This is a genomic window from Pseudomonas sp. EMN2, from assembly GCF_009650555.1.
Taxonomy (GTDB): Bacteria; Pseudomonadota; Gammaproteobacteria; order Pseudomonadales; family Pseudomonadaceae; genus Aquipseudomonas; species Aquipseudomonas sichuanensis.
The window spans coordinates 70807-95847 of record NZ_VZZR01000009.1; the positions used below are offsets into that span (position 1 = coordinate 70807).

Annotated in this window: 37 protein-coding genes; 10 read left to right on the plus strand and 27 right to left on the minus strand. The window is 59.2% G+C overall.

Going from position 1 to position 25041, the window contains the following annotated elements:
* Positions 1 to 285 precede the first annotated feature (285 nt).
* Positions 286 to 741: a hypothetical protein gene (locus tag F6X61_RS02615; RefSeq protein ID WP_153785253.1), complete on the plus strand. Its 456-nt coding sequence runs from the start codon at positions 286 to 288 to the stop codon at positions 739 to 741.
* A 37-nt stretch (positions 742 to 778) separates the two neighbouring features.
* On the opposite strand, the gene F6X61_RS02620 is transcribed toward F6X61_RS02615, so the two are convergent.
* Positions 779 to 1345 carry a hypothetical protein gene (locus F6X61_RS02620; RefSeq protein WP_153785254.1) on the minus strand — a complete coding sequence of 189 codons (567 nt, stop codon included), beginning with the start codon at positions 1343 to 1345 and terminating at the stop codon, positions 779 to 781.
* Between the two features lie 259 nt (positions 1346 to 1604).
* On the opposite strand from F6X61_RS02620, the gene F6X61_RS02625 reads away from it, so the two are divergent.
* The 5 genes from F6X61_RS02625 to F6X61_RS02645 all read left to right on the plus strand — a co-directional run bounded on the left by F6X61_RS02625 (position 1605) and on the right by F6X61_RS02645 (position 6638).
* On the plus strand, positions 1605 to 2645 hold the full coding sequence (locus tag F6X61_RS02625) for a hypothetical protein (protein ID WP_153785255.1): 1041 nt from the start codon (positions 1605 to 1607) through the stop codon (positions 2643 to 2645).
* Positions 2642 to 3022, plus strand: coding sequence for a hypothetical protein (locus F6X61_RS02630; RefSeq protein WP_153785256.1), 381 nt, complete (start codon positions 2642 to 2644; stop codon positions 3020 to 3022). The genes F6X61_RS02625 and F6X61_RS02630 overlap by 4 nt, the downstream gene beginning before the upstream one ends.
* Complete coding sequence (locus F6X61_RS02635) at positions 3019 to 4797, plus strand: DEAD/DEAH box helicase (protein WP_153785257.1); 1779 nt, start codon at positions 3019 to 3021, stop codon at positions 4795 to 4797. The genes F6X61_RS02630 and F6X61_RS02635 overlap by 4 nt, the downstream gene beginning before the upstream one ends.
* 111 nt (positions 4798 to 4908) lie before the next feature.
* Positions 4909 to 5217, plus strand: a complete 309-nt coding sequence (locus F6X61_RS02640) for a PapB/FocB family fimbrial expression transcriptional regulator (protein ID WP_153785258.1) — start codon at positions 4909 to 4911, stop codon at positions 5215 to 5217.
* A gap of 194 nt (positions 5218 to 5411) precedes the next feature.
* Positions 5412 to 6638 carry a hypothetical protein gene (locus F6X61_RS02645; RefSeq protein WP_153785259.1) on the plus strand — a complete coding sequence of 409 codons (1227 nt, stop codon included), beginning with the start codon at positions 5412 to 5414 and terminating at the stop codon, positions 6636 to 6638.
* 512 nt (positions 6639 to 7150) lie between these two features.
* Here F6X61_RS02645 and F6X61_RS02650 read toward each other — a convergent pair.
* The 3 genes from F6X61_RS02650 to F6X61_RS02660 form a co-directional block, all read right to left on the minus strand.
* On the minus strand, positions 7151 to 7636 hold the full coding sequence (locus tag F6X61_RS02650) for a hypothetical protein (RefSeq protein ID WP_153785260.1): 486 nt from the start codon (positions 7634 to 7636) through the stop codon (positions 7151 to 7153).
* A gap of 266 nt (positions 7637 to 7902) precedes the next feature.
* Positions 7903 to 8295, minus strand: coding sequence for a hypothetical protein (locus tag F6X61_RS02655; RefSeq protein ID WP_153785261.1), 393 nt, complete (start codon positions 8293 to 8295; stop codon positions 7903 to 7905).
* A gap of 97 nt (positions 8296 to 8392) precedes the next feature.
* Positions 8393 to 9013 (minus strand): hypothetical protein, encoded by a 621-nt coding sequence (locus F6X61_RS02660; protein WP_153785262.1) that lies wholly within the window; start codon positions 9011 to 9013, stop codon positions 8393 to 8395.
* Positions 9014 to 9149: 136 nt separating this feature from the next.
* On the opposite strand from F6X61_RS02660, the gene F6X61_RS02665 reads away from it, so the two are divergent.
* A complete protein-coding gene (locus F6X61_RS02665) occupies positions 9150 to 9455 on the plus strand; it encodes a hypothetical protein (protein ID WP_153785263.1) in 306 nt (101 codons plus the stop codon).
* Positions 9456 to 9460: 5 nt separating this feature from the next.
* Positions 9461 to 9691, plus strand: coding sequence for a hypothetical protein (locus F6X61_RS02670; RefSeq protein ID WP_153785264.1), 231 nt, complete (start codon positions 9461 to 9463; stop codon positions 9689 to 9691).
* A gap of 209 nt (positions 9692 to 9900) precedes the next feature.
* On the opposite strand, the gene F6X61_RS02675 is transcribed toward F6X61_RS02670, so the two are convergent.
* From F6X61_RS02675 to F6X61_RS02720, 10 genes are all read right to left on the minus strand, one after another.
* Positions 9901 to 10710 carry a GNAT family N-acetyltransferase gene (locus F6X61_RS02675; protein WP_178125747.1) on the minus strand — a complete coding sequence of 270 codons (810 nt, stop codon included), beginning with the start codon at positions 10708 to 10710 and terminating at the stop codon, positions 9901 to 9903.
* 399 nt (positions 10711 to 11109) lie between these two features.
* Positions 11110 to 11517: a hypothetical protein gene (locus tag F6X61_RS02680; RefSeq protein ID WP_153785266.1), complete on the minus strand. Its 408-nt coding sequence runs from the start codon at positions 11515 to 11517 to the stop codon at positions 11110 to 11112.
* A gap of 93 nt (positions 11518 to 11610) precedes the next feature.
* Positions 11611 to 12411 carry a 3'-5' exonuclease gene (locus F6X61_RS02685; protein WP_153785267.1) on the minus strand — a complete coding sequence of 267 codons (801 nt, stop codon included), beginning with the start codon at positions 12409 to 12411 and terminating at the stop codon, positions 11611 to 11613.
* A 10-nt stretch (positions 12412 to 12421) separates the two neighbouring features.
* A complete protein-coding gene (locus tag F6X61_RS02690; RefSeq protein ID WP_153785268.1) occupies positions 12422 to 12622 on the minus strand; it encodes a hypothetical protein in 201 nt (66 codons plus the stop codon).
* 98 nt (positions 12623 to 12720) lie between these two features.
* Positions 12721 to 13107: a hypothetical protein gene (locus tag F6X61_RS02695; protein WP_153785269.1), complete on the minus strand. Its 387-nt coding sequence runs from the start codon at positions 13105 to 13107 to the stop codon at positions 12721 to 12723.
* A 204-nt stretch (positions 13108 to 13311) separates the two neighbouring features.
* Positions 13312 to 13452: a hypothetical protein gene (locus F6X61_RS02700; protein ID WP_153785270.1), complete on the minus strand. Its 141-nt coding sequence runs from the start codon at positions 13450 to 13452 to the stop codon at positions 13312 to 13314.
* Between the two features lie 107 nt (positions 13453 to 13559).
* The gene (locus F6X61_RS02705) at positions 13560 to 13829 is read right to left on the minus strand and encodes a hypothetical protein (RefSeq protein ID WP_153785271.1); all 270 of its coding nucleotides are present in this window, start codon (positions 13827 to 13829) and stop codon (positions 13560 to 13562) included.
* A gap of 234 nt (positions 13830 to 14063) precedes the next feature.
* Complete coding sequence (locus F6X61_RS02710) at positions 14064 to 14339, minus strand: hypothetical protein (RefSeq protein ID WP_153785272.1); 276 nt, start codon at positions 14337 to 14339, stop codon at positions 14064 to 14066.
* Between the two features lie 84 nt (positions 14340 to 14423).
* Positions 14424 to 15134, minus strand: a complete 711-nt coding sequence (locus tag F6X61_RS02715; protein WP_153785273.1) for a hypothetical protein — start codon at positions 15132 to 15134, stop codon at positions 14424 to 14426.
* A 91-nt stretch (positions 15135 to 15225) separates the two neighbouring features.
* The gene (locus F6X61_RS02720) at positions 15226 to 15579 is read right to left on the minus strand and encodes a hypothetical protein (RefSeq protein ID WP_153785274.1); all 354 of its coding nucleotides are present in this window, start codon (positions 15577 to 15579) and stop codon (positions 15226 to 15228) included.
* A gap of 238 nt (positions 15580 to 15817) precedes the next feature.
* Here F6X61_RS02720 and F6X61_RS02725 point away from each other — a divergent pair, with 238 nt between their 5' ends.
* Positions 15818 to 16252 carry a type II toxin-antitoxin system RatA family toxin gene (locus tag F6X61_RS02725; RefSeq protein ID WP_153785434.1) on the plus strand — a complete coding sequence of 145 codons (435 nt, stop codon included), beginning with the start codon at positions 15818 to 15820 and terminating at the stop codon, positions 16250 to 16252.
* A 93-nt stretch (positions 16253 to 16345) separates the two neighbouring features.
* Here the strand turns inward: F6X61_RS02725 and F6X61_RS02730 are convergent, their stop codons facing one another.
* A complete protein-coding gene (locus F6X61_RS02730) occupies positions 16346 to 16597 on the minus strand; it encodes a hypothetical protein (protein WP_153785275.1) in 252 nt (83 codons plus the stop codon).
* A 250-nt stretch (positions 16598 to 16847) separates the two neighbouring features.
* Here F6X61_RS02730 and F6X61_RS02735 point away from each other — a divergent pair, with 250 nt between their 5' ends.
* Positions 16848 to 18758 (plus strand): AAA family ATPase, encoded by a 1911-nt coding sequence (locus tag F6X61_RS02735; RefSeq protein ID WP_153785276.1) that lies wholly within the window; start codon positions 16848 to 16850, stop codon positions 18756 to 18758.
* Between the two features lie 71 nt (positions 18759 to 18829).
* Here the strand turns inward: F6X61_RS02735 and F6X61_RS02740 are convergent, their stop codons facing one another.
* The 12 genes from F6X61_RS02740 to F6X61_RS02795 all read right to left on the minus strand — a co-directional run bounded on the left by F6X61_RS02740 (position 18830) and on the right by F6X61_RS02795 (position 24966).
* Positions 18830 to 19060 (minus strand): hypothetical protein, encoded by a 231-nt coding sequence (locus F6X61_RS02740; RefSeq protein ID WP_153785277.1) that lies wholly within the window; start codon positions 19058 to 19060, stop codon positions 18830 to 18832.
* A 304-nt stretch (positions 19061 to 19364) separates the two neighbouring features.
* Positions 19365 to 19718 carry a hypothetical protein gene (locus F6X61_RS02745; protein ID WP_153785278.1) on the minus strand — a complete coding sequence of 118 codons (354 nt, stop codon included), beginning with the start codon at positions 19716 to 19718 and terminating at the stop codon, positions 19365 to 19367.
* 275 nt (positions 19719 to 19993) lie between these two features.
* The gene (locus F6X61_RS02750) at positions 19994 to 20269 is read right to left on the minus strand and encodes a hypothetical protein (protein ID WP_153785279.1); all 276 of its coding nucleotides are present in this window, start codon (positions 20267 to 20269) and stop codon (positions 19994 to 19996) included.
* Between the two features lie 518 nt (positions 20270 to 20787).
* Entirely contained in the window at positions 20788 to 21063 is a 276-nt protein-coding gene (locus F6X61_RS02755) for a hypothetical protein (protein ID WP_153785280.1), read from the minus strand.
* Between the two features lie 17 nt (positions 21064 to 21080).
* Positions 21081 to 21287: a hypothetical protein gene (locus F6X61_RS02760; protein ID WP_153785281.1), complete on the minus strand. Its 207-nt coding sequence runs from the start codon at positions 21285 to 21287 to the stop codon at positions 21081 to 21083.
* A gap of 96 nt (positions 21288 to 21383) precedes the next feature.
* Complete coding sequence (locus tag F6X61_RS02765) at positions 21384 to 21596, minus strand: hypothetical protein (protein ID WP_153785282.1); 213 nt, start codon at positions 21594 to 21596, stop codon at positions 21384 to 21386.
* A gap of 248 nt (positions 21597 to 21844) precedes the next feature.
* Positions 21845 to 22186, minus strand: a complete 342-nt coding sequence (locus F6X61_RS02770; RefSeq protein ID WP_153785283.1) for a hypothetical protein — start codon at positions 22184 to 22186, stop codon at positions 21845 to 21847.
* A 96-nt stretch (positions 22187 to 22282) separates the two neighbouring features.
* On the minus strand, positions 22283 to 22537 hold the full coding sequence (locus F6X61_RS02775) for a hypothetical protein (protein ID WP_153785284.1): 255 nt from the start codon (positions 22535 to 22537) through the stop codon (positions 22283 to 22285).
* Between the two features lie 733 nt (positions 22538 to 23270).
* Complete coding sequence (locus tag F6X61_RS02780) at positions 23271 to 23684, minus strand: hypothetical protein (protein ID WP_153785285.1); 414 nt, start codon at positions 23682 to 23684, stop codon at positions 23271 to 23273.
* Positions 23650 to 23970 carry a hypothetical protein gene (locus tag F6X61_RS02785; protein ID WP_153785286.1) on the minus strand — a complete coding sequence of 107 codons (321 nt, stop codon included), beginning with the start codon at positions 23968 to 23970 and terminating at the stop codon, positions 23650 to 23652. The genes F6X61_RS02780 and F6X61_RS02785 overlap by 35 nt, the downstream gene beginning before the upstream one ends.
* 110 nt (positions 23971 to 24080) lie before the next feature.
* On the minus strand, positions 24081 to 24347 hold the full coding sequence (locus F6X61_RS02790; protein WP_153785287.1) for a hypothetical protein: 267 nt from the start codon (positions 24345 to 24347) through the stop codon (positions 24081 to 24083).
* Positions 24348 to 24756: 409 nt separating this feature from the next.
* Positions 24757 to 24966 carry a hypothetical protein gene (locus F6X61_RS02795; protein ID WP_153785288.1) on the minus strand — a complete coding sequence of 70 codons (210 nt, stop codon included), beginning with the start codon at positions 24964 to 24966 and terminating at the stop codon, positions 24757 to 24759.
* Positions 24967 to 25041: the final 75 nt, after the last annotated feature.

Genomic DNA, 25041 nt, shown 5'->3' on the forward strand with positions numbered 1-25041 from the left:
GCACTGCCACAGGCAGTGGAACTAACAATGGGAAAGTTCGCCCTCCGCTAAAAGAGCGCACTTAACCCCACCCTCAAGTTTCACACTGTCGGGCGTGCGTGTTGCTGTAGTACGTTTTTTCTATTCGTGTGGTACAACGCCGCAGGATACTACAGCAGTGATCTTTGATTTTCCTACTGGTCATTCATACAGTTACACGATTTCGCTAACAACGTACAATGCCATCCTATCGAGCTGATTGCAAAACCAGCTCATCCACGGCATTAGCGATCAGCGAGGTGATGCATGGGCGACCGCTTGTTCAATGACGAAATCCAATACGGTGGTGCGGTCAAACTGCACGGTCTACGCACTCCATGGTTCGCCCTGGAGTGGTTCAGCGTGCGTGGATCGGCGAGCAGTGCTGATGAGGGGCAAGGGGTCTTGTCCAGGATGTGCACCCCAGGATGGAACGGGCTGCTGGCAGCGATCAGAGGCCCATCACTCACTCACAGGCTGAAAGCTGGCAAAGTAACCGCCAGCCCGACACCACTGGTCCAACGCATTCGGCGCCACCAGTTTCTGGCCATGACTCCATCAGCTCCGAGCGTTTTATTCATCGCCATGCGTGCAGGAAAGCGTGGCGCCCGATACCAGGCGCAGGAAGTATTGGGCGATCAGGTGGCGAGCGTGAAGATTGAGGAGGGGGCAGTGCGGGATCGCTTGATAGAGCCACCGATTGAGGTGGTTCACGAGGAGTGAGGAGCGGGGAGGGCGGGGAGAATACCTCCCTGCCCATTCAGCAGCCAAGCTTTCCGAGGTTTCCAGGCCGCATGCGACGTGGCCGCGCATCGGAGGCGTCGTTAGCCGGCTCCACAATCGGTTCGGACTCTGGCGCCAGCGACTCTGCAACCGTTGGCGTATTAATCGCCTGAACGGGATCTTGGGTGGGCAGGGACAATTCAAGCCTTGCCTTCGCCTGTTTTGGAGGCACGACTAGACCAACCCACTTCGGTGGTGCCTGGTCGAGCATGCCCTTGCCGCTGCTGATCTGCGCGATAAAGTGCCTGACCGAGACCTCATGCTTCACGACCACGAACCCCTTGTCGCCGAAGACCTTTCTACGGACCGCGGCATATGCTGACGAGGCCTGCTCGACAAGCGTGAGCATCGGCACCTCCCTATCGTCGACATAGCACTTCAACTCCACAAAAGCGTCACCATTCACGCGGGCGTGCTCGTTGTAGAGAGACATGAAGCGATCGGCAACCATGATAAGGTTCTCGGCGCTTGTGTCCTTAATCAGGATCGTCCTGGGCGAAGGCCCGCCATCTGCGAGGGTGATGCACACCACGGTAATTGCCATCATCTGCTCCGAATTAACAACATAGGATTATATTACGCGCTGTAAAACCTTCGCTCAAGCAGGCTGGAGGCTTACGACCCATTCTCTCTAGGTGGAAAGGGTATGGTCAAAGCGCGTAATATCACCGTGCAATGTAATTGTACGCTGTCAATCGCTATCTGATAATTCATTCTGATAAACGCTACTTGCGAACTTTGAGGCCCCCCCTATGACATCTCTCGAAACGGTCGCGGATCTAGCCCAGGGCGAGGAGGGGGTCGTGGTCGACCCAACCAAGGACACGTACGCGGAGTTGAGCCGTGCGTATCGTTTCTACAACGAGCACCTTTTTGAAGGTCGTTTGCCGCTCGTGATGATTACCCTTCAGCGCAAGCACAACAGCCTCGGCCATTTCAGCGCCAATCAATTTGTTCCAGCTGCAGGCAGCGGTGACTTCGCGCATGAGATATCACTCAACCCCGTGTGGTTCGCTCTTCATCCAATTCCACGGACGCTGAGCATCCTCGCGCGCGAAATGGTTGCCCTGGACCAGTATTTGAATTCTCACAAGCCTCCGCGCCGTAGGTACCGAAACGGCGAATGGGCCGACATGTGCGAGGCCATCGGACTGATGCCGTCTGAAACAGGCATGCCTGGTGGAAAGCGTACGGGCGAGAACGTAGATGTCTACATCATCGACGGGGGCAAGTTCGACCAGGCAACAACTGAGTTGGTCGACACGGCATTTCGACTCTCGTGGCTAGACCGCTATACGCCGGCGGAGGACGACCCGCTTCTACAACACACCCCAGCGGCGCCAGCCATGGATCTGTCCTCGGCGCCAACTGCCCTGGAAGAACTTACCCAAAATTCAAGCCCAGCAGCATTAGTCGCCGCTCCGCTTCTCGAGGAAGTGGGCGATGACGCATCCTCACCTCAAGAGTTCGAGGCGGGCACCGTGAAAGGGGAGGGTGGCAGCGGGCTCATGGCGCCAGCACCAGCCGAGGTGATCCCTATCAGTCCCCCAGCGCCAGCTGATGATGCACAGCCCAGGATGAAGGTCTTTGCTCGGGCTCCCCTTGAAAGACTGCAGGAATTGGGGATTGAGCGTGTCGATACGGCGAAGAAATCCAGTAAGACGAAGTTCTGTTGCACCGTGCCGAAATGCAAGGGTAATGCCTGGGGCAAGCCTTCGCTTCGCCTTGGGTGCTTCGGCACTGAAAAGCACCCACATGAAATGCGCATGATGGTGATCGAAGAAGCCGGCAAGCCTGCACCGCAGGGTGGTACCCCCGACAGCGAAGAGGACGGCGAAGAATGACTGCCGAGGCCAGGCTGAAGATCAACTCAATTGCTAATCTGCTCGTTCGCTACGGCTACAGGTTCAGTGATGAAGCAGACCTGCAGGCGCGAATGGCCGACGTGCTTCAGCAGCACGGCTATGAGTGCACTCGGGAGTACAGTGTGGATGCCAAGAACCGTGTCGACCTCTGGGTGGGTAACGTCGTGATAGAGGTCAAGGTAGACGGATCAATGTCGCACGCGCTGCACCAGGTCGATCGCTATATCAATCTTCCCCAGGTGCATGGCGTGATCCTAGCGGGCACCCCTAGGTGGGCAGCAGAGCCCTTCACACATCGCCCTGTATGGCAGGGCAAGCCGTTCGAGATGATCAAGCTCACGAGGCAATTCTTATGAGCATGACCTATGGGGCCATAAAGCGAACCAGCACTGATTGGGCGATATCTTGCGAGCCGCAGGTACGGGCGAGGCTGAAGCGTGTGTTCCCTCGTATGCCTCAGTCAGCCGGCGAGACCCAGCACCTGAAGGCGACAGCTGAGAACAGCCGCGAGTTGCTCTGGTTTATGGAGCGCTACCCCATGGAGGTTTCACGGGCCGACAGAGATGAGCTCGAGGCCTTGGCGGAACAGCATGTCCAGCTCGAGGTGAGCATGGCGGAACTGGTCGCCGGGCGTATGGAGTTGCCGCCTTTCGACTTGTCGAGGCCTCCGCGTGAGTACCAACGCTATGCTGCCGCTCAACTCGGCATAAGGAGCGGTATGCTCCTCGCTGATGATGTAGGGCTCGGGAAAACTGTTACCGCCATGTGCCCGATGACGATCCCTGGCAACCTTCCAGCGGTGGTCGTGTATCCAGCGTCGCTTCCTAACCACTGGCCTGAAAAGTTGGCGGAGTTCTTGCCCAATCTGCGGGTGCACCGTGTCCGGACAGGTGCACCATATCCCCTCATCAAGAAGCCGCGCCAGCGCATCAAAGATCTTTGGGACACTCTCCCCGATGTCATCCTGATCAGCTATCACAAGCTCCGTGGCTGGGCCGATGTGCTTGGCGAGATCGTAAAGTACTTGGTATTCGAGGAGTGCCAGCAACTGCGAAACCCTGGTACCGAGATCTATAAGGCGTGCGTTCACATGGCCGAGAGAGCCTCCCCTCGCATGGGGCTGAGCGCAACGCCAATCTTCAACTACGGTGGCGAGTTCTTCCATGTCGTGAACGTCCTCTCGCCTGGCGCGCTGGGCAGTTACCATGAGTTCCTAAGAGAGTGGTGCATCAGCGCTGGGTCGAATGAGAAGCCGAAGCTCAGGGAGCCTGAGGTGTTCGGTGCTTACCTACGGCGTGAAGGCATCATGTTGAGGCGCACACGTCGAGATGTCGGCCGTGAACTTCCAGCGCTCTCGAAGATCGTTCACGAGATCGAGCACGATGCGAAAGTTCTGGATGCGGTAAAGGGTGATGCGATCGCTCTGGCCAAAACCATTTTGGCGAGCCACGAGGGTTTCCGCGGGCAGCGCATGCAGGCGGCCGGTCAACTGGATGTGTTGCTCAGGCACGCTACTGGCATCTCGAAGGCTCCGTACGTGGCCGAGTTCGTGAAGCTGCTGGTGGAGAGCGGCGAGCAGGTGCTGCTTTTTGGGTGGCATCGAGACGTGTACCAGATCTGGGCCGAGAAGCTCGCAGAATTCAACCCAAGCTGGTACACCGGCACCGAGTCGCCAACCCAGAAGCAAGCAGCAAAGCTGGCGTTCGAGACCGGCGAGAGCCGCGTCATGATCATCAGCTTGCGCGCCTCAGCTGGCATTGACGGACTCCAACACCATTGCAGCACTGTGGTCTATGGCGAGCTCGATTGGTCGCCTGCTGTGCACGAGCAGGGAACAGGCCGTGTCCACCGCGACGATCAGCTGCACCCTGTCCAGGCTTTTTACTTGATGTCGAACGAAGGCACCGACCCGCTGATGGCTGAAGTGCTTGGAATCAAGAAAGAGCAGATCGAGGGCGTCCGTAACCCTCAGGACAACTTAATTGAGCGCCTAGACACGGGCGGCAACTCGCTCCGGCTCCTAGCTGAGAAATTCCTGATCGAAAACAATATCCCCATCCCGAAACGCCAGGCCACCCCGATCCCCATCAGCGCCAGCGTACAGCCCGAGCAACCTGAGCTCGCCTGGTAGGGTGAGGTCGGCGCCAGCAGCGCACCCCATACATACATGGTTGCGATTCTGCTGGCGGGGTCGTAAACAGATATGTGTATACTCCCGCGACCATCAGACCGCGGGATTTTTATGAGCGAGAACGAAGCACCACCCCTGGCAGCGCCACTGACCCCAGGTTCAATCACAGCTGACCACCTGGACGGACTGGTCGCTGGAACGGGCATCAAGGGTAAGGAAGCCATCCAGGCACTGCATGACCACCTGGTTAAGAGTGAGCCGGCGGCGGCAGTCATTGCGCGAGCTGGCTTCACCAAGGCTCACTTCTACAGTCGGGTGAAGATTATCGAGAAGGCGCATCAATACGCCGCGAGGATGAGCCAGTATTACGAGCCCACCGCTGAAGGTGTTCGGGTGCGCCCCGTCACTACGCAGGGGTAACCACCAACGCTGATAGCCACCTGAATGGAGCACCTCGACCGGATAGTTTGGGTGGGGCGGTCTGCTGTTGCGGTGTAGAGCGCCAAGAAATTAATTTGGTCGCAGGATGCGAATTTATTTGCATGCCCCGGGGCTGCGCGCTACTATGAGCCAACAGAAACAGCACGCAATTAACTTTCACAAGGGATTTGAAGATGACCGCGAAAAACCCAGCCGTAAAGCCTGCAGCAAAAAAGCCTGCAAAAAAGCCTGCAAAGCCTCGCGAACAGGCGCAGAGCATCAGCGCACTCAAGGAAGCAACTGACGCTCTTGTGGAGGACAAAGCAGCAGAGTTGATCAAGCGTGTCGACGCTTGGGACATGGACTGGAGGATCATTCAAGAGGAAACCGGGATCCTCAAGAACCGTCGCACCTACACATCGCCAGCAGTAGTTGCTCATATCCGGATGCTGGCTGACGGCTACAAGCGCGGCGATCGGTTCCCGCCCTTTAAGGTTGTGGTAAGGAACGGCGTCGTCTACATGCGTGACGGCCATTGCCGCGTACGTGCCATTGCCCTGGCGGAATCTGAAGGTGCGGTGATTCGTCGACACCGTGTAGAGCAGGTCGATGGTGACGAAACCCAGCAGCTGAAGGTGCAGTTGCACGCGAACGGCGGCCTGCACTTCACCCCGATCGCTCGTGGCGACATCTACGCTCAGTACAACGCGTGGCGCTGGAGCGATGCGGAAATTGCCGCAGAGTTTGGTGGCACGCCTGAGCGTGTTCGCCAGCTGCGAGCGACTGTTAACTTCCCTCTCGCCCTCAAGAAGCTCATCAACGAAGGTTACGTGAAGGTGACCCTGGCGCTTGAACTGTTCAACATGTTCGGTGACAAGTGCGTGAACATGATCCAAGGTGTGATCGACGCGCGTGAGAACGACATGAACGCGCTGACCAGCAATAGCGATTCGGCAAAGGCCGCGCCTACGCAACAGCCGCAAGCTGCTCTGAGCTTGGAACCAGAGCCAGTAGAAAGCACTCCACAGGTGCCTGCTGACGAGCAAGAGCAGAACTCGAAGGATGGCGCGCAGGAAATCGAGCAGACTGAAGCCCTGAATCCGCCCCGCCCAGTGCAACGCAAGGACCTTATCAAGAGCGGCGCCATCAAGGCCAGCCTGCCGAAGAAAGTGGTCGACAATATGCGCAACAGCTTCACCAAGCTCACTGGCCGCCTGGATCAGGTCAAGGTCGAGGGCGACAAGCTCTATCTCCCCGTCACCGCCGACGAACTGGACGAGCTCCGCGCGCTGAAAGCTGAACTGGATGCGAAGAACCTCGCCACTCCTCCGACCGATCCTGAGCAGGGCAAAGAGGCGGCGCCAGCGAACGCTGACGACAAGCAGCTGAAAATGCTAGAAGGGGCTGAGGCCGTCAGCTGAGGCTGTGCGCGCACCAGCTAATCCCACAGGGGCCTCAGGGCCCCTTTGTTTTGTCCGCGTTTTGCTCTTGATCTTCCCCCCGCCAGGTCCGAAGGACCTACCCTGACCACCACAAGCGCCAGCGCGCTCCTGCAGGTGGTTACCGGTGTCTAGCAGTGCCGGCTCGACCAAGCTTGACCGGCTGCACAAACCTGAAGTGGTCACACAGGATCGTTGTCATCTTGCGATAGATGTCTGGGCTCACAGCGTCCATGCGGCCCATAGGTCGCAGGTCAAGTGCTCGACGATCAGCGCGCCGCCTGGGCGTTGTTCGCGAATGATAGAGTGCCGTTGGCCACAGACTCGAGGACATCCGTCAGGGTGGCCTCCATCTGGCGGTCAATCTTGGCGCTGATGGTGCTCTTACGCTGGGTGCTAATACTTGCCTCGCTGGCTGGGTTAGGTCGCCTACAACAGCATACCGCTGAGGAGACATTCCAGACTCTACCGCTGCCGCGGAGGCGCTCCAAGCCCTATCTTGCCTTGGTCCTGGTGGGCTTCAGTTGAGCGCGTATCCAGTCAACACCCTTCTCACCCAGCGCTTTCCATTCGTCCGCGTCGAGGGGGAGTTCGGCGTCCAACACGTTCCTGAGGTACTCGGTTCCGCCGTAACTCATCAGGCGTCCGTGGTGTACATCGTCAAGGCGGACAGAGCGGATCTTTACTGGCCCGTTCTCGCCGGTCGTCCGCCCAGCTCCAGGCCGCACGCCGCCCTGTGGTGGGAAGGAGGCAGCCTTGCTGGCATTCGATATCTTCTTCCAGCTGGAGCCGCCTGGCTGAAGACGCCACACCGCCCCTGGATCAGAAAGCGCAAGCTCGCACTCGTCGCTGGCGCTGGCAGTGCCGACTTCGGCGAACTTCACTCCAAGCAGCTTTGAGGCCCTGGTCGGTGAGGTCGTGGCGACGATAGTGCGGGAGCCGTCTTCGGCGTCGGTGGTGAAGGTTTTCAGCTGGCTCAATGGTCACCCCGTGGGCCTGATCTTGGAGAGGGCTGCACGATACGCACCTTAAGTGCCCGTGGCGAGTTGTGTCTCAGCGCCAGCAGGATGGCCGCCCAGGGCAACGCGCATCGCTGTTGCCAGCGAAGCACAGCCCTCTGACCGTTCACCGCCAGCGCTGACTGCAGACCAGCCGTCGGCGCTCTCGCGCGCAGGGAACACCTTGGCGCCGGTTTCATGCCGATAGTGGCGCGGGCGGGTCCGTGTCCAGCCGATCAAAGCACCCATCACTCGACCTCCGCCGGCGGGAGCTTGCGCGCTCCGTCACCGTTGTTCGTTTTGTCCCACCCTGCCACCCACTGTTCCAGGGCGAACTCGTTCGGGCGCTGATCAGGGTCGACCTGGCCGATCATGTAGCTGCAGAACTCTGTGACGGCCTGCAGGCGGATCGCCTGGGTGTCTTCGCTCAAAGCGCCAGCTACCGCTATGAGGTGCGGGTTGCCTTGGGCAGTTGGCGCGACCTCAAAGTCGAGCACCGGCTCGATGGCCGCGTACAACAGCGCCGCCCACTTGGTTGGGGCTGCGCTCGACTTGAACCCAGGCGCCAGCTGCAGCACCTCGACGAACTTGCTCTCTAACGTGCTGCGCAGGTCGGCACTTGCCGGCAGATTCGCTTCCATGGGAAATGCCTCCAATACTTGTGAACCGTGAAATCAGTCGAAAGCCGCTCTCGTGGGAAAGGGCTTTCGGCTGGCCCCGCGTGAGCAGGGCCCGGCATTAGTGGGTGAGGTAGCGACAGCCCTCGAGCGCCTTGATGACAGACTGCTCTGTGAAGGCTGGCAGGCGCATCAGCGTGTGGTAGTCACCGACCGTGACAGTCACCACGTAGAGGTCGCTGTCATCGCTTGGGCTCGGCTCGATGACATCCCATGCAGCATGTGCTTGCCGGCCGTTGAACGAACAGGTGATGGTTTTGGGCGTGCGCAGGAAAATGGCGAGCTCCTGCAGGCGGAAACGGTCACCTTCAATGCGTATGCCATTCAGGTAGCGGCGGCAGCACTCGCGGTAGTCTCTCGGGATGTTTGGCAGCGTCAGCACGTGGCGAAGTACTGCGCCATTCCAGGTGGCGTCACTGGCGATCGCGTCGAGTTGGCCAGGCAACTCATCTACAGCCGATTCGAACTGCTCCTCCACGCCAAGCGCTTTGCGCAGGTGCTCGCCGGCATCGAGGGCAGGGCGCTCGAAGGGGCTCATGCCAGCCAGGCCGATCACGCTTACCGAGTCGATGATCCAGCGACCTTCTTCTGCCTGCGCGGCCTGGTCGTATGTGACCTGCACCAGTGCGCCTTTGGCTTCTGCGCGACGAATGAGGCGGTTGAGTTCTTCGCTGCTAATCATGATGGTGATGACTCCGTGTGTACGTTTATGGTTGATAGTGTATATACAGAATCAAGTGAGAGAAAGTGCTTTCGTGCAATAAAACTGGCTGTTAGTATTATCGTCATGTAATACAATTGTGTTCGCGAGGAGCACCATGCGCCGCTTCGATGATCGTCAAAAATGCTTTCTGTCCGGCAAGATGGTCAGCCCACCTACGAACGAGCGGCGCCAGTGCGCCTGCTGCGGGCTTAGAATCGTCAAGGGCCACATTGTCGAGATCGGACACGTGGGCGAGGATTGCGCGGACATCATCCGGCGGTACCAGTACGATGCGAAGCTGCTGGGGCTGTCCGTCGATGACTTCGCCGCCAAATACAAGCGCTCCACCGGCTGGACGCTGAAGCCTGTAGTAAAGCGGACCCTGAATAGTCACTACGCCCCAGCTGTCACCCAGGAGTAATCGTCATGAAGGAACAGGAAGTAATCGCTTGGACTGGGGCCCTCAAGGCCGGCGACGCGGTGGGCGTCTTCAGTGGCGCGAAGCTGGTCTTCAACACCACAGTTGAAAGCGTGACTAAGTCCGGTCGGGTCGTGTGTGCAGCTGGCGGCACCTTCAAACCCAATGGTGAGATCTATGGGCGCCTGGCGGACCAGTCACGCCGCATTCGCCCCGCACCTCAGAAGATAGGTCAGTAGGCGCCAGCCTCTACCTTTGGGAGACCGTACCAGATGAGCTACTGGCCAAACCGACTCGGACCTTTGGCGCGGCGCGTTGTTGAGGCGTTGGACAACGCGAACCATGCGCGCTGCATGACAGGCCTCTATCTTGGGTTTGGGTGCAGGCAGGGCGCGGGTTGAAGCCCACGACCAATCACACGACAAAAGGCGGGCGTCTACCGCTCGCGCTAGTCCGCACCGAAACTGTCAGGTACCTTGATCTCATCCAGGTACCAACCCCACCCGTTCGGCGTGGGGGTCACTCCAGCAGCAGCGGCAGCAGAACGTTTGGCTTTCGTCTTCACCAGCAGCGTTAGGCCGCCCCATAGCACCTCAACAACTGGGTCTCCCAGCGCGGGCTCATGTGCGATTGACACTCTATGCGCCAGCTTCAGGGTGCGCGCTTCAAGGTCCATTTCCGCCATCACGTAATGGGTTCGGTCGGCCGGTATCTGGTGCACCTGGTTGTCGATGTACAGGACGTGCTCTGGATAGGTGCTGACGACCAACAATTGCAATTCCTCGCCGGCGCCAGCGAGCTGGTGGCGCTTGGTCGAAAGGTGCTGCATGTAGATGGATTCGCTGGTCCGGCGCTCGCGCCGGGGACGCTGCGGCTCAAATCCCATCTGACGCCAGAACTCCACTGACCGTTCAGGCATGCACTGGATCACGAGCACCGCGTTGTTCGCCCGTTCCTCGCTGGCCAGGGCTCGCTGCACCAGCGCTCGACCTATGCCGCGGCCCTGGTCCTGGCTCCGCACCTGCAGAATGGTGTCGAGGGTGATCCCACGAGTAAGGAACCCGACGGGGGCGCCCAAGTTGCCCCACACAAGCATCTCCCGTTCGATACAGGCTGCAGTGATCCCTTCCCAGTTGTTGATGAAGCCTGCGGCGCCATGCGCCTCCCTGGTCAGCCAGGCATGGATGTAAGGGAGGTCGGCGAGCTCAGCTTCGCGGACGTGCGCAGCTGGGTCGATGGTGGGGGAGATATCTTTCACGGGGTCCTCCTGTCCAGGTGCGGCCGGCGGTGGCCGTTCATTCATTCGCGGCGTACCTGGCAGCCTCGCGCCAGCGATCTACCGCTTGGCTGCTCGAGCAGCCATGGGTGACTATCAATTTGCTGCGGAACGCACCCCAAGCCCGGTAAGAGCGCTTGTCTTGTGCGACCCAACCTTGGACCTGGTCACCGTCGATCATTGCATAGAAGGGGGTTGCTGCGCTGCTCATCGGTGGATGCCTCTGCTGTGATGGAATGAACCTGCAGAGTGGCATCACGACTGTTTGAGAGGGTAGGGGATAGGTGCGGGGCGCATGCGGCACCCGTTCGCGATGGGGGAGGCTTCACCATGCCCGCTGGCGGGCTGTGCGCCGTTACGGGCAGAGTTGTCCGGTTTTGCTCACTCGCCTTGCGTTACGTCTCCCGATACCGAGCTGGCGTTGCCTCGTATGGCTCTGGCCTCGATGCTGCCCGACATGGTGTTGACGCTGCCCTGGATGTCTCCCTTGGTGCGCACGTTTCCACTCATTGTCTCGACCTGGCCAACGTTACCCGTTACCTGGACGCTCCCTGAACTGGTCTTCACCATCTCGGCATTGCCATTTACCACGATGCTGACAGGGCCTGACAGGGTGCCATCCTGGCGCTTCCCGTCGACAATGACGTTGTCGCCGTCGACGGTGATGTTGCTACCCGAGTAGCCCTTGCCGTTGATGACAACGTTCGAGTCGCCGGTGACCACCACCGAATTGGCAGCCATGACCGTTACAGGCAGGAAAGCCATCAGGCCGATGAGCAGTACTTTCATGAAAACTTCCTTCACTACGCGCCGAACTGTCCGGCGCTTCTAATGGCTTGGCCCCGGTATCGCCGAGGCTTGTGGTGCAGCTGAACAGCGCCATCAGCGCTTAGGGCGTGGCGGCCGTCTTCCGTTCGTGCGCCGTTGCAGGTAGCGCAGAACTCCAAGGGTCATCCTGGCGTCGGCATGGGCGCGGTGCGCGCCGTCCTCAAGCACGCCGCACTCTCGAGCAGCCTCTGCCAGCTTGATCCAGCGCCACTGCGAACTGCCGTAGCGACCTTCCACCCACTCGCCGTTCCATGAGGCATACAGCAGCATTGCGCAGGCAGTAGTCACCTCTGGCGCTGTGAGCCCGTGCAACTGGTGCGTCTGCGCCAGCAGCCGCTGGTCAAAGGGGGCGTTATAGGCAACGACCGTTCGACCTGCCACGATCGCAGCGTACTGGTCAGCAACTTCTGGCCAGGCCGGCGCGGTGGCAACCATATGGTCAGTGATACGGTGGATCCCTGTAGCCTCGGCTGGGATCGGTTGGGTAGGGCGCACCAGCGTATCGAGCAGCGGCGTGCCCTTCGAGTCCAGGATCGTGATTTCACAGATTTCAGCGTCATGCCCCACTCCCGTGGTCTCGGTGTCGAGGACAACCGCCAGCCCGTCGCCGCCAATCAACTCCTGGGCGCGCGCAGCTACAGCCTGTCGGCGAAGCTGCGTCGGGCCTGGTTCCCATTTCCAAGGAACGCATTCGGCTGGATCGTAGACATCGTAGGCGCCACGACCTTGCCAGACGCTTCCAGCAGGCCGGGTGTGTAGCCCAGGCATCAAACGGTCGGCCCTGAGGTGCTTTTGGCAAAGCCACCCTTTCGCCGCGGCTTCGGCCGGCGTGAGGTGGATTCTCTGCTTGGCCATCCCCGATCCCTCAGGCTTCGTCGGTGAGCTGCAGCACGCAGCTGGCCGAGCCGATCGCGCCGTAAGCGCCAGCCACCTCCTCGGCACTGGCCAGCGTTGGGAACGGCGTGGCCTCCTCGGGGTGGTACGTTCCGCCATAATCGCCGTCTTCACCGCGCAGGAAATAGCCTGCGCCAGTACGAGGTGTGTGGTAGACCACAAAGCTTGCCATGGTGTCGCCCTCTCAATTCATGATGTTCGCAGCTTTACCTATCCAAACCCAACGAGGTTGGCCCGCACCATCGGGCCCCCTGTTGGTACCAAAGCATGTCAGCCGATCTTGGCGGTCCTCTTCGCTTGTCTTTGTGCGTCCCAATAACCCGAGTCGAAAGATGCCTGTAGCTCTGTGTCGAGCGTTCGGCGGGCGTAATGAGGCGCATAGACGGCGGATCCATCGGCGCAGAGATGACGGTTTTCAGGCTCGTCGCGATAGGCGCAGTACCCATCTACCCACGCTTTAGCGTCCTTCCGGCGCGCGAGATCAACCGTACCACTCCGCGTGTTGTTGCCTGAGTCGTAGCCCCCGGTGGCTTTCTTCCCCTCGGAATCAAAAACATACCAACAGGCCACGTGGTTATGCCCAGCATGGGAACCCCAGCAGTAGATACGCCAGATGTAGGCGGGGGTATTCTCAATGCGAAAGCCTTTGTAGTTCACGGCTCATTATCCTTGTTGGTCCAACAAACCGCGGAGCGGGTCATTCGGAGTTGGCTTCGTCTTGTGGCTGGCAGTCGTCACAAAGACCGATCTGCGACTCCTCGAGCTCTGCCTGGCAGTAAGTACATTGTTCGATGGGCATGGTATTTCCCGGCGGGACCTGGAACAGCAGAGCCCCGCGGGGCTCTGCTCAGGCGGTGATTGTTAGGCCTCGACCACTTGGCCGTCTTCGTCGATGGTCACCCATACCAGCTGGGTGACGTCGAAGCGGTCGCCGTAGTAGTCGCGAGCCTGTTGCTCGGTGAAGGTCATGCCTTGCAGATTCAAAAGTACTTGGCGGTTCATCGTCGCTATCCTTTGGGTGGGGCGCTGTATCACATGATCCATTATAGTTCCGTTAAACGGAACTATCAAGGGTATTGCATTACTCTCCGGCTAAGCCGCCTCAACGATCAACCTATCTCGCCAAGCGCCAGCAGACGCGCGGCGGCCACGTCGTCGACCAAGATAAACAGCCGCTCAATGCGCTCCGGCTCCAATGCCCTGGCCAACTCCAGGCCCCCGACCAAGCCAATCGCGAGCTGTTTGGCCAACCGGCACGATTCGACACTGGGCGCTTCCTCGATCTCGGCCAGTGCGATGCGCAAGCGTTGCTGGTAGCTGGAGGGCAGAGTCAGCTTAGGGGCTAGTTCACCAACACCATTACGGTAACCGCGGCTCATGGCAGCAACGTCGGTGTGCTGGTGTGGGGCAGGGGGTCGGCATGCTGAAAACGGCTTTCGCTCATTGGGTCCACTCATAGAATGCGTAGGGGCGCAGGCCCTGGGGTTTTTGGCCCATTCTAGCGGTATGAATGGAAAGGCCCCCACCTCGCTAAGGAGAATGGGGGCCTATTCCGATCAATGCACTTGGGCCTAGATGACCCGGCGTGCGGGCCACTGACACGAGGCGCCGGCTCAACCTTGGGGCTGGCGATCGTCGTGAGGCGCAGCAGGGAGCTTGGAAATCAGCTGTCTAGCCACCTCGCTAAGGTCGGAGATGAACTCACCGAACAAGAAAGCACCATCCTCTTCCTCGACGATGCAAACTGAGCGCGGATCCTCTGGAACCTGTACACGGATGCTGGGGGTGATCGTGATATCGCCATCGCACATTTCGTCGGGCTCGAAGCACTCAATCACTGGCACACCGTAAAGCCTCAGTTTGGCTGCAATCTCTTCAACGCTGGTCATGGCAAATCTTATCCGGGCGGTTTCTGTGGAGGTGGTTGCAGGCCGGCGCCGTCGCTGCTGGCGCCAGCCGGCCCTGGTTGTACTTCAGGCTTCTGTAGACGCGACCTTCGTGGCTTCGATGTAGGCGAAAAGGCCTTGGCTGCTCACACCCTCTTTGGGCCAGTAGAAACGCGGGTTCTCGATGTACTCGACGGTTTCCTGTTCTGCGCCGCTCCAACCACCGCGCTCGTCGTCAAAGGCCGATCTGTCGAAGTCGTAGACTTCGGCGAGCACGATTTCGCCATTGACGAGGGTGCAACCCACCAGATCGCCGTCGAGCATGAACGCTACGTTGAATTCGTTCTGAAGGATGACTTTGCCGGGGTTCTTTTCAAGGATCGCGCGATAAGAGTCGACGGTGTGCTTGAAGGTGTACTTCGGGCTAATCACTTCCGGCTCGTCGAGGTCCTCCACCCGCAGCACTTCGAATTCCTCGTCGAACTCTTCTTCGAGCAGCTCCGCGAAATCTTCCTTGCCGAAGTTGTTGATGGCCGGCACGAGGTACAAATAGAGGCTCTCACCGTGCTTGTGCTCGTGAACGCCCAGCTTCACCTGCTGCTTGCGACTCATGAGCACCTCGACCTCGCGGAGCAACCCTTGCACCGCCTTGGCGCGCTCTTGCTCCTCACGGATGAGGGACTGGAGGGCAGTGGACGGGGCGAGTTCACGAACGAACGCCTGGAGCGCCTCGGATGGTTCTTGCTGCAACGCGCCGATCATCTGGAAGAGTTGGTTGACTTGACCGTTCGAGTACATGATTGATCCTCTTGGTGAACTTGGATGCGCCGCAGTAGGGGCGACTTGCTTGAATAGGGCAGATGTTGCCCGGCGTACCGGGCGGGACCTGTTAATGCGGCGTCGCGGTGAACGTGACACGCCCCTTACCGCCACAGAGGTGGCCGTCGCGATCAGCAAGGGCTCGCGCCCAGGCGTTCGCCTGCGCCTTGGAGTCGGCCAGAATGTCGGGGTAGCGAATGCCTTCGACCTCATCCCACGCTGGGTACTCAAATCGCAACACCACGTTGAAGAGCTGTTTCTCGGCGCCAGCGGCTTCAGGCATGGCGACTTGAGCCTCAGGGCTCCGAGGCAGCCCCAGTGCGTCCTCAACGAGGTGCAGCGAGCCGACCACGGGCTCCGCGGCGTAGCCTGCTACGAAAGCGTAGAACGAGCCGTTGTTCAGCATGCCAATGCGTGGATCCATGGTTAGCCATCTCAGGAAGTGGGGTTCGGTACGAGATAAATATTACCCATAGCGGAAATATTAAACAAGAAGAATATCACCTTTATCGGAAATATTAATCCGGCCCTTGTCCAGGCGTGAGCACCTGTAATGCGTTCGCTGAACCATTGGCAACTGCGCCCCTTGGCCCCGGTCATTGCCCGCTTGTGCGTCATCACTGAGAATGCTGAGCTCACCAGTGACCACTATCGAGCAACCAATGACAACGCGTATTCAACGCTCTGCGCTTCTTCCATACCCAGCGCGAGCCCTTTATGACCTGGTGAACGATGTGGCCAACTATCCAGCGTTCTTGCCCTGGTGCTCGGCCGCAACTGTGCTCGAGTCGACCGAAACCGGAATGGTGGCGAAGCTCGATATCTCGAAGGCCGGAATGAGCCAGCAGTTCCGCACCCGCAACAAGCTGGTGCCCGGCCAGTCGATCGAGATGAACCTGGAGGAGGGGCCATTTTCGCAGCTTCACGGCCTGTGGGTTTTCAAGGCCCTGGGCAACAAGGCCTGTAAGATCAGCCTCGACCTTTCCTTTGAGTACGCCGGCCCTCTGGTGCGCACCACCCTCGGCCCCTTGTTCAACCAAGCCACGAATACGATGGTTGATGCGTTCTGTGAGCGCGCCAAACAGGTATGCTGCTGATACTGATCGAGTCGCACCCGAAGGTATCCGTCTCTCACGCCAAAAGCCCCGAAAACCGGGGCATTGAGCGCTGATGGCGAATTGCTTTTTAGCTTACGGCTTAAATTGCTCAGCCCAGGTTTCGACGCTCCCGCCGAGTGCTACCACCTCGGTAGCTCGGCCATTGGAGCAATCCACCCCGAACTGAATCATCGAGTCGATACCCGCCTGTGCGATGATGACCTGGCGGACAAGTTCAGCTTTAGATGCGGACTTACTCATGGCCAGTTTGCGGACCGTCGCCAGCGTGCAGTCGGTCAAAAATGCCAGTGCCCCTGATGCGTCGCGGACAAGGTTCTTAGTCATGATTTCATTCCTGTACAGTTCGTAAGCCGCGGATGTCGGCGTGAAACCAATATTACCGATAACGGGAATATTGGTAAAGATAAATATCTCCTTAATCGGAAATAAATCTGCACCCCATGCGCTACCTCGACAACACGACTGCAACCCATCAACGCTCCGTGGAAGCCCGAGAGCATGGCCGCAGTTCGGTCTATCCTTCAACGCTGTGCAAGCCATCAATGTCCAGTCCATCACCGTGAGCCCACCCCTAATGCTCTACCTGCCGTTGGCCAGCAACGTGGCCTCAGTTCTCGCCAGAGCCGAGGCCGGCAAAGTCGCACCCATCTCCGGTGTGATGGAGGCAACAGCGGTGCTCTTCGTCCAGAAACTTTCGCGCCAGCGCGACACAGGTACATCCGAAAAGCATGAGCGGCGTTTCGCGGAGATGCTGCGCATCGCAGATGAGGTCGAGGCTGCGGCACCAGGTCGTTTTGCCAAACAAGTTGTGGACCACTTCGACGCTGGCGCCTTCAGGGATGGGCTGGCCGTACTCGAGGAGAACGGCATCGCGCTTCTGGTACCGGACATCGAGTTCGACGTGACCCAGTTGCGTGATGAGCAGGGAGGGTGGAACTACAGCTTTGCGGTGTCCTACGCGCAGCGCCTCAATCCCCGCCACAGGCTCAAGGTTGATAAGCTGCAGACCGACCTGCTACTCAGTGACCAGCAGCATCGGTTTGTGCGTGAGGTGCTCAGCGCCCCCGATGAGTCGGTGGTGGTGCAGGGCTTTGCCGGTACCGGGAAAACCTACCTGATTGACCGGATCGTCCAGGTCCTCAACCCGGCCAGCACCTTGCTACTCGCCCTGACCGATGGCCAGCTACGAGCTCTGCAGGCGCGGATCGCTGGCGGTGAGGCCTTCACCGCTCGCACATTTGGCCAGATGGCCGACGATCTGCTTGATCGTGACCTGACCAACAATGGCTGGCGCCTGCGAGACCCATCACGAGCGAAGCTCTCCTGGCGACCGTCTGAGGCCTCAGTAGCGAAGTGGCTGGGTATCAGCAGCGTCGGCCCCCTAACGCCGCGGGACGTGATCGCCATATGCGTGAGGTCCATTCGCACATTCTGCCGCAGCAGCGACCTGGTGCCGATGGATCATCACCTGCCCAAGGCTGGCCCAGGTGTGACGGCGGTGGATCGCGCGGTTCTTGTCGAGATCGTTGGGCGGTATTGGCGCGAGCTCATCCGTCCATCGGCGAGGGATATTCAACTGCCGGTGCGCGACTATCACCGCATCAAGCTTCTCTCGCTCACCGGCGAGGTGATCGACGCGAGGTTCACCCACGTGATCGTCGATGAGGCGCACGAGCTCTCTCCGCCGATGCTTGCTTTTCTCGACCGCAGCCCACAGGCCGTTATTGCCTTGGGCGACCAGCTGCAGAACCTGGGTGGGGTCAGCGCCAGCAATAGCAGCGGTGTCCGCCGGCGGCTCATTGAGAGATCGCTACGCGCAGGGGCAGCGATGGATGGGATCCTGAACCCGCTCATCCAGGCGCACCCTGCCGGCCTCCAAGCTGCTTTTGCTGGCGCGGCAGGGCACACCACCCGCCTGACATACTTTGATGCCCTGCCGCTCCCACAGCAGCTCACTACGCTGCTCGTCCAGGACGAGTGGGGGCTTTTCGGCTGGTTCCAGCGGTTGAGCCACCAAGGCGTTCCCTTTTTGCTGTTGCCTGGCGCCCGCAAAGAGTTCGAACTCTTCGTCGAGGACTGCATTGAGCTGTACCGGTACGGCACGCGGCCACGGCACGGCATGCTCTTTCGTTACACCAGCTGGTCAGCTGTCGAGCAGGACATGGCCGGCGACAAAGCTTTCGCCGCGGTGGCCAGCATGCTCGCCAAAGGGTACACGCCCGAACACTTCGCCAAGGCCAAGGCCCAGTACCGCTGGGCAAAGTCGCCCCTGGTACACCTGGCGCGGGTCCGCGATGTGAAAAACATGGAGTTCGACAGGGTGATGATATCGCCCGAGCTGGTGGACGCCCTGGGCGGGGCTGCATCACGGCCGGATCAGGCGAAGGTGCTGGCGGGGCTTTACACGGCATGCTCGAGGGCGCGGCACGAGCTGATCCTGCCTGGTGAGATGCTGGGGAGGGTGCAGGACCTGGTGCGGGGATGAGCAGATGAGGGAGGCCCGGTACATTATCTAGAGGGCCCCGCGTTTTCCATTGTTGAGGTAAGCGTAACGGCTCAGGCGCGTGAACGCTGCCAGTCGCTTCGGGCACGGTCCAGGCGGTCGAGCCACTGGGAAAATTCCGGCTGGCTAATCAGGTCAGCATCAAAGGCGTCACTGATTCGGCGATCGGCGTCGTTATCGGCCTGGCACATGTCCGCAAGGGTCGCAGCCGCCGTCACCTCGTCCACGGCGGCTGCCAAGCGGGCTAGCGCGTCGGTGCGAGATTGCTCATAGGTCAGTTGCATAGGTGGTACTCCTTTCCGTTTACCTAACTGTTTTTTTTCTGTTCTATTTTCCAAGCCCAGTAGATGATCCAGCCGCCCAGTAGGCCAAACTCGAAACTAATCGCCGCCGACCGTACGCCGAATCCCAAGTTCTGCCCCACCAGCCAGTCCTGCGCTAGCTTACCTACGACCACAAGCAGGAAGCCGCTCAATACTCCGAACCGCCTTGATGCAAGGAACGCCAAGATCCCCGCTGGTACTCCGAACATGATCATTGCTACTGCGTGTAAAAGGGATTCCACAAAATACTCCTCGATCAGTTGCTCTACGGGCACACCGCGACGGCGGCAGCAGTAGCTTTTTCGCACGCACCATCACGCTCGTCCTCGGTGATGATGCGCGTGCCACTCAGAAAACTCGTTAGATCCGCCAGGGAAAGCCAATCCATTTCCGCCAACTCAATTTCGATCGATAGTACCCGCTCTGCCCACTCGGCAATGCGGTCTTGAGCGTCCTGCTCATCTCGCAAATCTTGTTCGGTCATTCCAAAGGACAGCATCATGTTCTCGCAGCAATACCCGCAGCTGCAGACGCCATGAAGCTTGGTGCCGGAACAAACGTCCACGAGTCCAGCACAAAATACACAGGGGCAGTCAGCTGCCAGCGATTCAGTAGCCATAAGAAATTCCTATGCGCTTTTCGACGCCAACTCTAGGGCAGCTGCATTCAGCCGCAGCCGAGGGGCACCACGCACCTCTACGGACGCCGAAACGGTGTTACCGCACAGATCGCGCAACTCGTGCCAATGGCCGTTACCGTTGCGCCCTTGGGAGCGACCAACGAGCACCGCAACCTTGCGACCATCGACAAGCACGTCATAGCCCGCCGGCTGGTACTTGGCGCCGTAGTTGCTAGCTGCTGTCGTCTTGCGCAAGGTTACTCGGCTCACGGCACTCACGTCCTGGGTTCACATGGTGCGTTGGCGTTGTTGTCACGCACGACGAGTGTCATGACGTTGAACAGCACCTTTTCGCGCGCTGTGCGCACGCCGTCCAGGTAATAGTTGACCCGTGCGCCGTGCCGCTTGGCTTGGAGGCTAAGCCCCAGGATTGTCTCCGGCACACTCGCACCGACTCGCGACGCCTCAACGCGGTGGTCGTCCACTGCTTGAAGCACCGCCATGCCGGGCGTCTCGCGGGCCTTCTCGCGGTTGAATTTGATTTTTTCCATGCCCCATTGCCTCTTGACTTGTAAATCCTGGCCCTTGCGACTCAATGCGCCGCTTGGCAAACGTGCGCGAACTGAAAAGCCCCCGAAGGGGCTGTTGTGTGATCTAGGCCTGCTCGGCTTCACGTTGAGCGCATGCCCAGCCTCTTTTCCAAAGGCGATCGGCCTCGGTACCGACCTGGTAAGGGGACTCGACTATGTCGCAGTTGACGGGTTGAACCCCAGAGACGTAGAGGTCGAAGTTGAAGGATTTGACCCCAGCGAAGTAGAGGTCACGCTTCATGTATTCAGTGAGTTCCAGCTCCAAATCCATCTCTCCAGGTGTTCGCTTTAGAGACTGTATATTACCTTAAACGGAAATCATGAAAAAGCAATAAATTACCGTGTTCGGAAATAATAAGGACGGCGCTAGGGCTCCAATCTCTTGGCCTTGAGGGGCTAGCGCATCATCTCTAGCTGCGGGTAGGCTTCCAACAGCCAACCCGATCCTGCGGGGAAGTGCGTGAGTGACCTCTAGCAAGCTACCAGTGGGATGGCAGCGGGAAGCAGTCATCCACATCGTATGGAATCGGGATCACTTTGAATCCCATCAGCAGGATGTTCAGCAGCGTCGCATCGTCGTCCGGCAGATCGGACCAACCGCCTTTGCCGAAGCGCCTGGCGCTGCTGTAGTCATCCCACAGGCGTTCGATATCGTTCTCGCTGGCCATGTAGCCAGCTTTGGCCAGTGTCGCCCGCATGCGGCGCACGTCAGCGCTGTACTGCGTTTGAGCTGGCCTGTACTCAAGGTACTCCATGATGACGCCTCCCTAGATCAAATCGACTTCAGGGCATCACCGAGGCGCGAGTGCAAGTCGCGGGCTTCATCCGCCGTCATGATCGCACGCAGCTCAGCGCGCTCGTTGTCAGCGGCTCGAAAAGACAAGCTGATCTGCTTCGCCTGGCGGTTGGTCTCAACGCTGCGCAGAACGGCTGCGACAAGCTGGGCGTTGCGGATGGTGAACCTGCGGAACAGCTCCATAGCGATTTCCTTTGGGGTGAAAGACTCTCGGCAGCCGGCTCGTTGTGAGTCGGCTCCCGACAGGCCCCGCCATCGGCAGGGCAAGAGTACTGCGGTCTAGCGCGATGGTTGGCCAGGCCAGTTCGAAACATAGCCCTGAGGCTGTTGCTGTTCGCAGCGGACATTCACCACTGCCTCCGTGTAATCCCAAAGCTCGGCCTCCAGCTCTGCGCGAGCGTCGGCCTGGCTAATGCCGCAGGTTTGCTCAAGCGCAATGACGAAGCGCATCTGTTGCTGGGTGAGGCCTTTGGCGACCGATGTCGAAATCATGTTTGTTCTCCGGTGTAGGGCGTAGCAGGGGAGATCATCTCCGCTGGGTTACATGTAGTGGGACTGCAAGTAGGCCATGCTCTCCCGCAGAGCCTCCTGCTCGGACTCTTCAGCGCCCCAGCCGTAGCCATTGGCACCAGACACCTCCCACCCCCACATGTCAGGGTGGGAGGTGTGCAGAGCGTATGCAACACGCAGACTGGTCTCTTGTGGGCTTTCTGTGGTTTCCATGCCTTGCTCCTGGCCGGTCAGGCAGTTGGGGTTGTAGCGGGAGCCAGGTTCAGGTTCCGCGTGGCCCACTGTTTTGCTCGGCGGACGTAGGTACTGCGAGTCTCCTGCGCCTCACGCTTCGAACGATTCGAGAAGGTACCGGAATTCTGGCGATACGGCTGCTCCACACCAACCAGCTCGACGGTAACAGTGACCGAGTAGCCTGGGGTGGTGTAGGACTGGTACAGATCGCGAATCTGGCTGCTGATGCTGCCGACCTCCACGCCATCGCGTTTGATGACCCAGTTCTTGCGGGCAACATTGTCGCCCGGCACCTGGTACTCGGCGGACTCGGGCTTAAAAGTAACTTTCTGGGTCATGGCGATTCCTGATCTACCGGGGAGCGCGCCAGCGCACTCTACTACGGGCTCAGCCCCACACTTGGCGGGGCTTGACGCTATGGGTGACCTAGCGGATCACCCCAACTCTGCGAGTACGCCGTACACATCCGCAGATGACCGAGAGGCGACGAAGGCCTGGGCCCGCTCCTTGGCATCGGAAAGGAATTCAGTCACCAGCGCTGCGTGCTGCCCACGAGCCTTCGCGTCCTGGGCACAGGCAAACGAGCTGAACGCGCCCTGACCAATCGTTGCAACCACTTTGGCGCTGCCTACCCGCGCAACAGCGGATTCGAATTTTTTCAATTTGTCGGCGTCAGTGGCGGTGCTCATCGTTCAGCCCTCCTGGGCAATGATCGTTTCGATGAGCTAATTGTAGTTCCGTTTAACGGAACATGTAAAGCCATTTCTAGAGCTTCGCGTTCCCAAAAACGAACAACCCGAACTATGAGTCGGGTTGTTAGATGGGCCAGCCAGCTAGGGGCTTCATTCTTTCCAAGGCGTGCTATCTAGCCGCACGTGTGGCTCGCCGTTAAAGGGTGGCTGCGACACTGCTATTAGCTATTGAGATGCCAGCGATCAATCGGCCAAGCCTTGTCTACGTGGGCCATGGCCGCCTCTTTAGTTTTAAATCGCCGGCGCATCACCTGGTCGGGGTGGCCAGGATCGCTGCGATCACCGGTGATGTATGGCGCCCAGGCCAGCCAGTAATCAGCTTCGGGCTGGTCGTCTGGACCATGGGGCTGCGAAGCACCAGCTAAGTCGCTGCGGGTCCAGCTACTCGGGCGAAACTCTCGCCATAGCGGCTCGGTCACAGCCACTTACTCTGGGTTTACCGCGCGCAGTTCGGGCTGGAACTGGGCGAGGTAAGCATTCGGTACATGCGAGTGCTGTGGTTAACGAAATACTGAATATTCAATTCAAACGACTCCTAACTGGGTAGCCTCAATCGACATCGGCGAATAGTTACAAGGGGCGCACTCGGCAATAGCGTCAGACAGCGTTTGCTCAGCCCAGGGCGCCGAGAGCCTCGGCGCCGTTGATCTTTGGAAGGGGAATCACTTGCTTAGGAAGGAAGGCTGTCGAAATAGCGATCGCCAGCGTTGTAACGGTCAACCAGGCCCTGCACCTCTTCAAAGGGACCATAGTGATCCCAGCAAGCTGAAGCAGCGGAGTCCAGGTTCTTCAGAATGCGCAGCTGGCCATCCTGGGCAACCTCGACGAAGTTCATGATCCGCTGAAAGATCGGACGCTTTCCGTCAGGCACATCAGCTTTGAGGCCTGGGGCAACAAGACCTTGCTGCGGCGCGCGAGAGAGGCGGGCGCTGCTGCCGCGCTTGGGCAGGGTGGTGTTCGGCAGGAACGCGCCACCCTTGTAGAACTCACCGTTGTTGCCGATCTCGCCGCCTTTCTTCGCTCTGCCTACAACCATGACCCACTCCCAACTAATCAGTTTCGTTGGGCTCCACTGTAGTTCCATTCAACGGAACTTTCAAAGTGGTTTTTACGCCAGCACGCTTGAGGATAACCCCCCAGTCGTCAATGCTGTAGACCGACTCAGTCTTGCTGATCTTGACGCCCAACTCATTGCAGAGCGCCTGAACATAGTCATCGACCTTACCCTTACTCAGCCCCGTGAGCTCAGCGATGGTCGTAACCGTTGGGCGCTTCAGCTGTTCGATCGCGGCAAGCGTCACCAGGAGGCGGCCAGTGTGGCCCTTGGGGTACTGCGGCACCCCGTGCTCATTGAGCTGCAAAGTAGTCATTTCCAAACCTCGAATACCAATAAACGGAACTATAATGGCGCGAGATGAGCTCGTCGATTGGTTTGAGTTATCGAGCTGGGGCAGCCGCGGCCTGAGAGGCAGTCTTGCGACTACTTGGACCCGCCTACTGTGCGCGTTGCTGGCGCATCTGGGATGAGGCCTTTGGCAGACCGGCCGGTGGTGATCTTCATGTATACAGCTTCGCAGTGCGGGCACTGCGAGGTACTGTCCCAGCTGGCACCTTCGGGGGCCGGCAGGGTTTTGATGGCGGTGTTGCAGCACGGGCTTTGAAAGACAACCAGGCTGATGCCCTTGGCTTCAAGCGTGGCAATGGTATCGGTGTAGCGCTGCAGCGTGCTGGGGGTGACGGTGGTCATGGGATCGGTCCTCAGGTGGTGAGTAGAGCGAGGGAAGTCCTCACGGGCTCGGCCCCGCGGGTGCGGGGCTCAGAATTTGTACTTGCCGACTACGGCTTGGCAGGAGCCTTGTAGGGGGTGAGTTGCTGAGGCACAGGCTTACCGCTCCGTACCAGCCGGCCACGCACTGATTGCGCTTTCTTGGTGGCCTCATCACCGCTCCGCGCGGTGATCAGGTAGACCTCGCACTCCTTGTAATCTTCGCTGTCTGGCGCCCCACCATAGCTCCACGAGCCCACTGGGAACCGCACCACCGTCCATACCTTCTGCTGCATTTCCTTTCCTCTGGCTGAGTAGGGCGCCCCTACTGCTGATTACCCTCTACCGACTTAGCCCCGCATAAACGGGGCTTAGGGATACAGGTGAAGGGTTAGCGCATCCCGTGACGCTGCATCAGCGCCGACGTGGCCCCACGATCTGGCTCCACCATGTAGTCCAGCAGATGATGAGCATCCGGATCAGTAACCTCCACATAGATCTCCTCCGCGGACCGGCCGTAGTGGCGGGCGATCGAACCGAGAATGAGCGCCTTCGCTTTTTCGCCGACTGCCGCAAGAAATGCTGTGGTGTTGTGACTCATGTTGTTGGTACCTGGCTTGAGGTTGAGCTGTTTACGTGGCCACTATAGTTCCGTTAAACGGAACTGTAAAGGCCT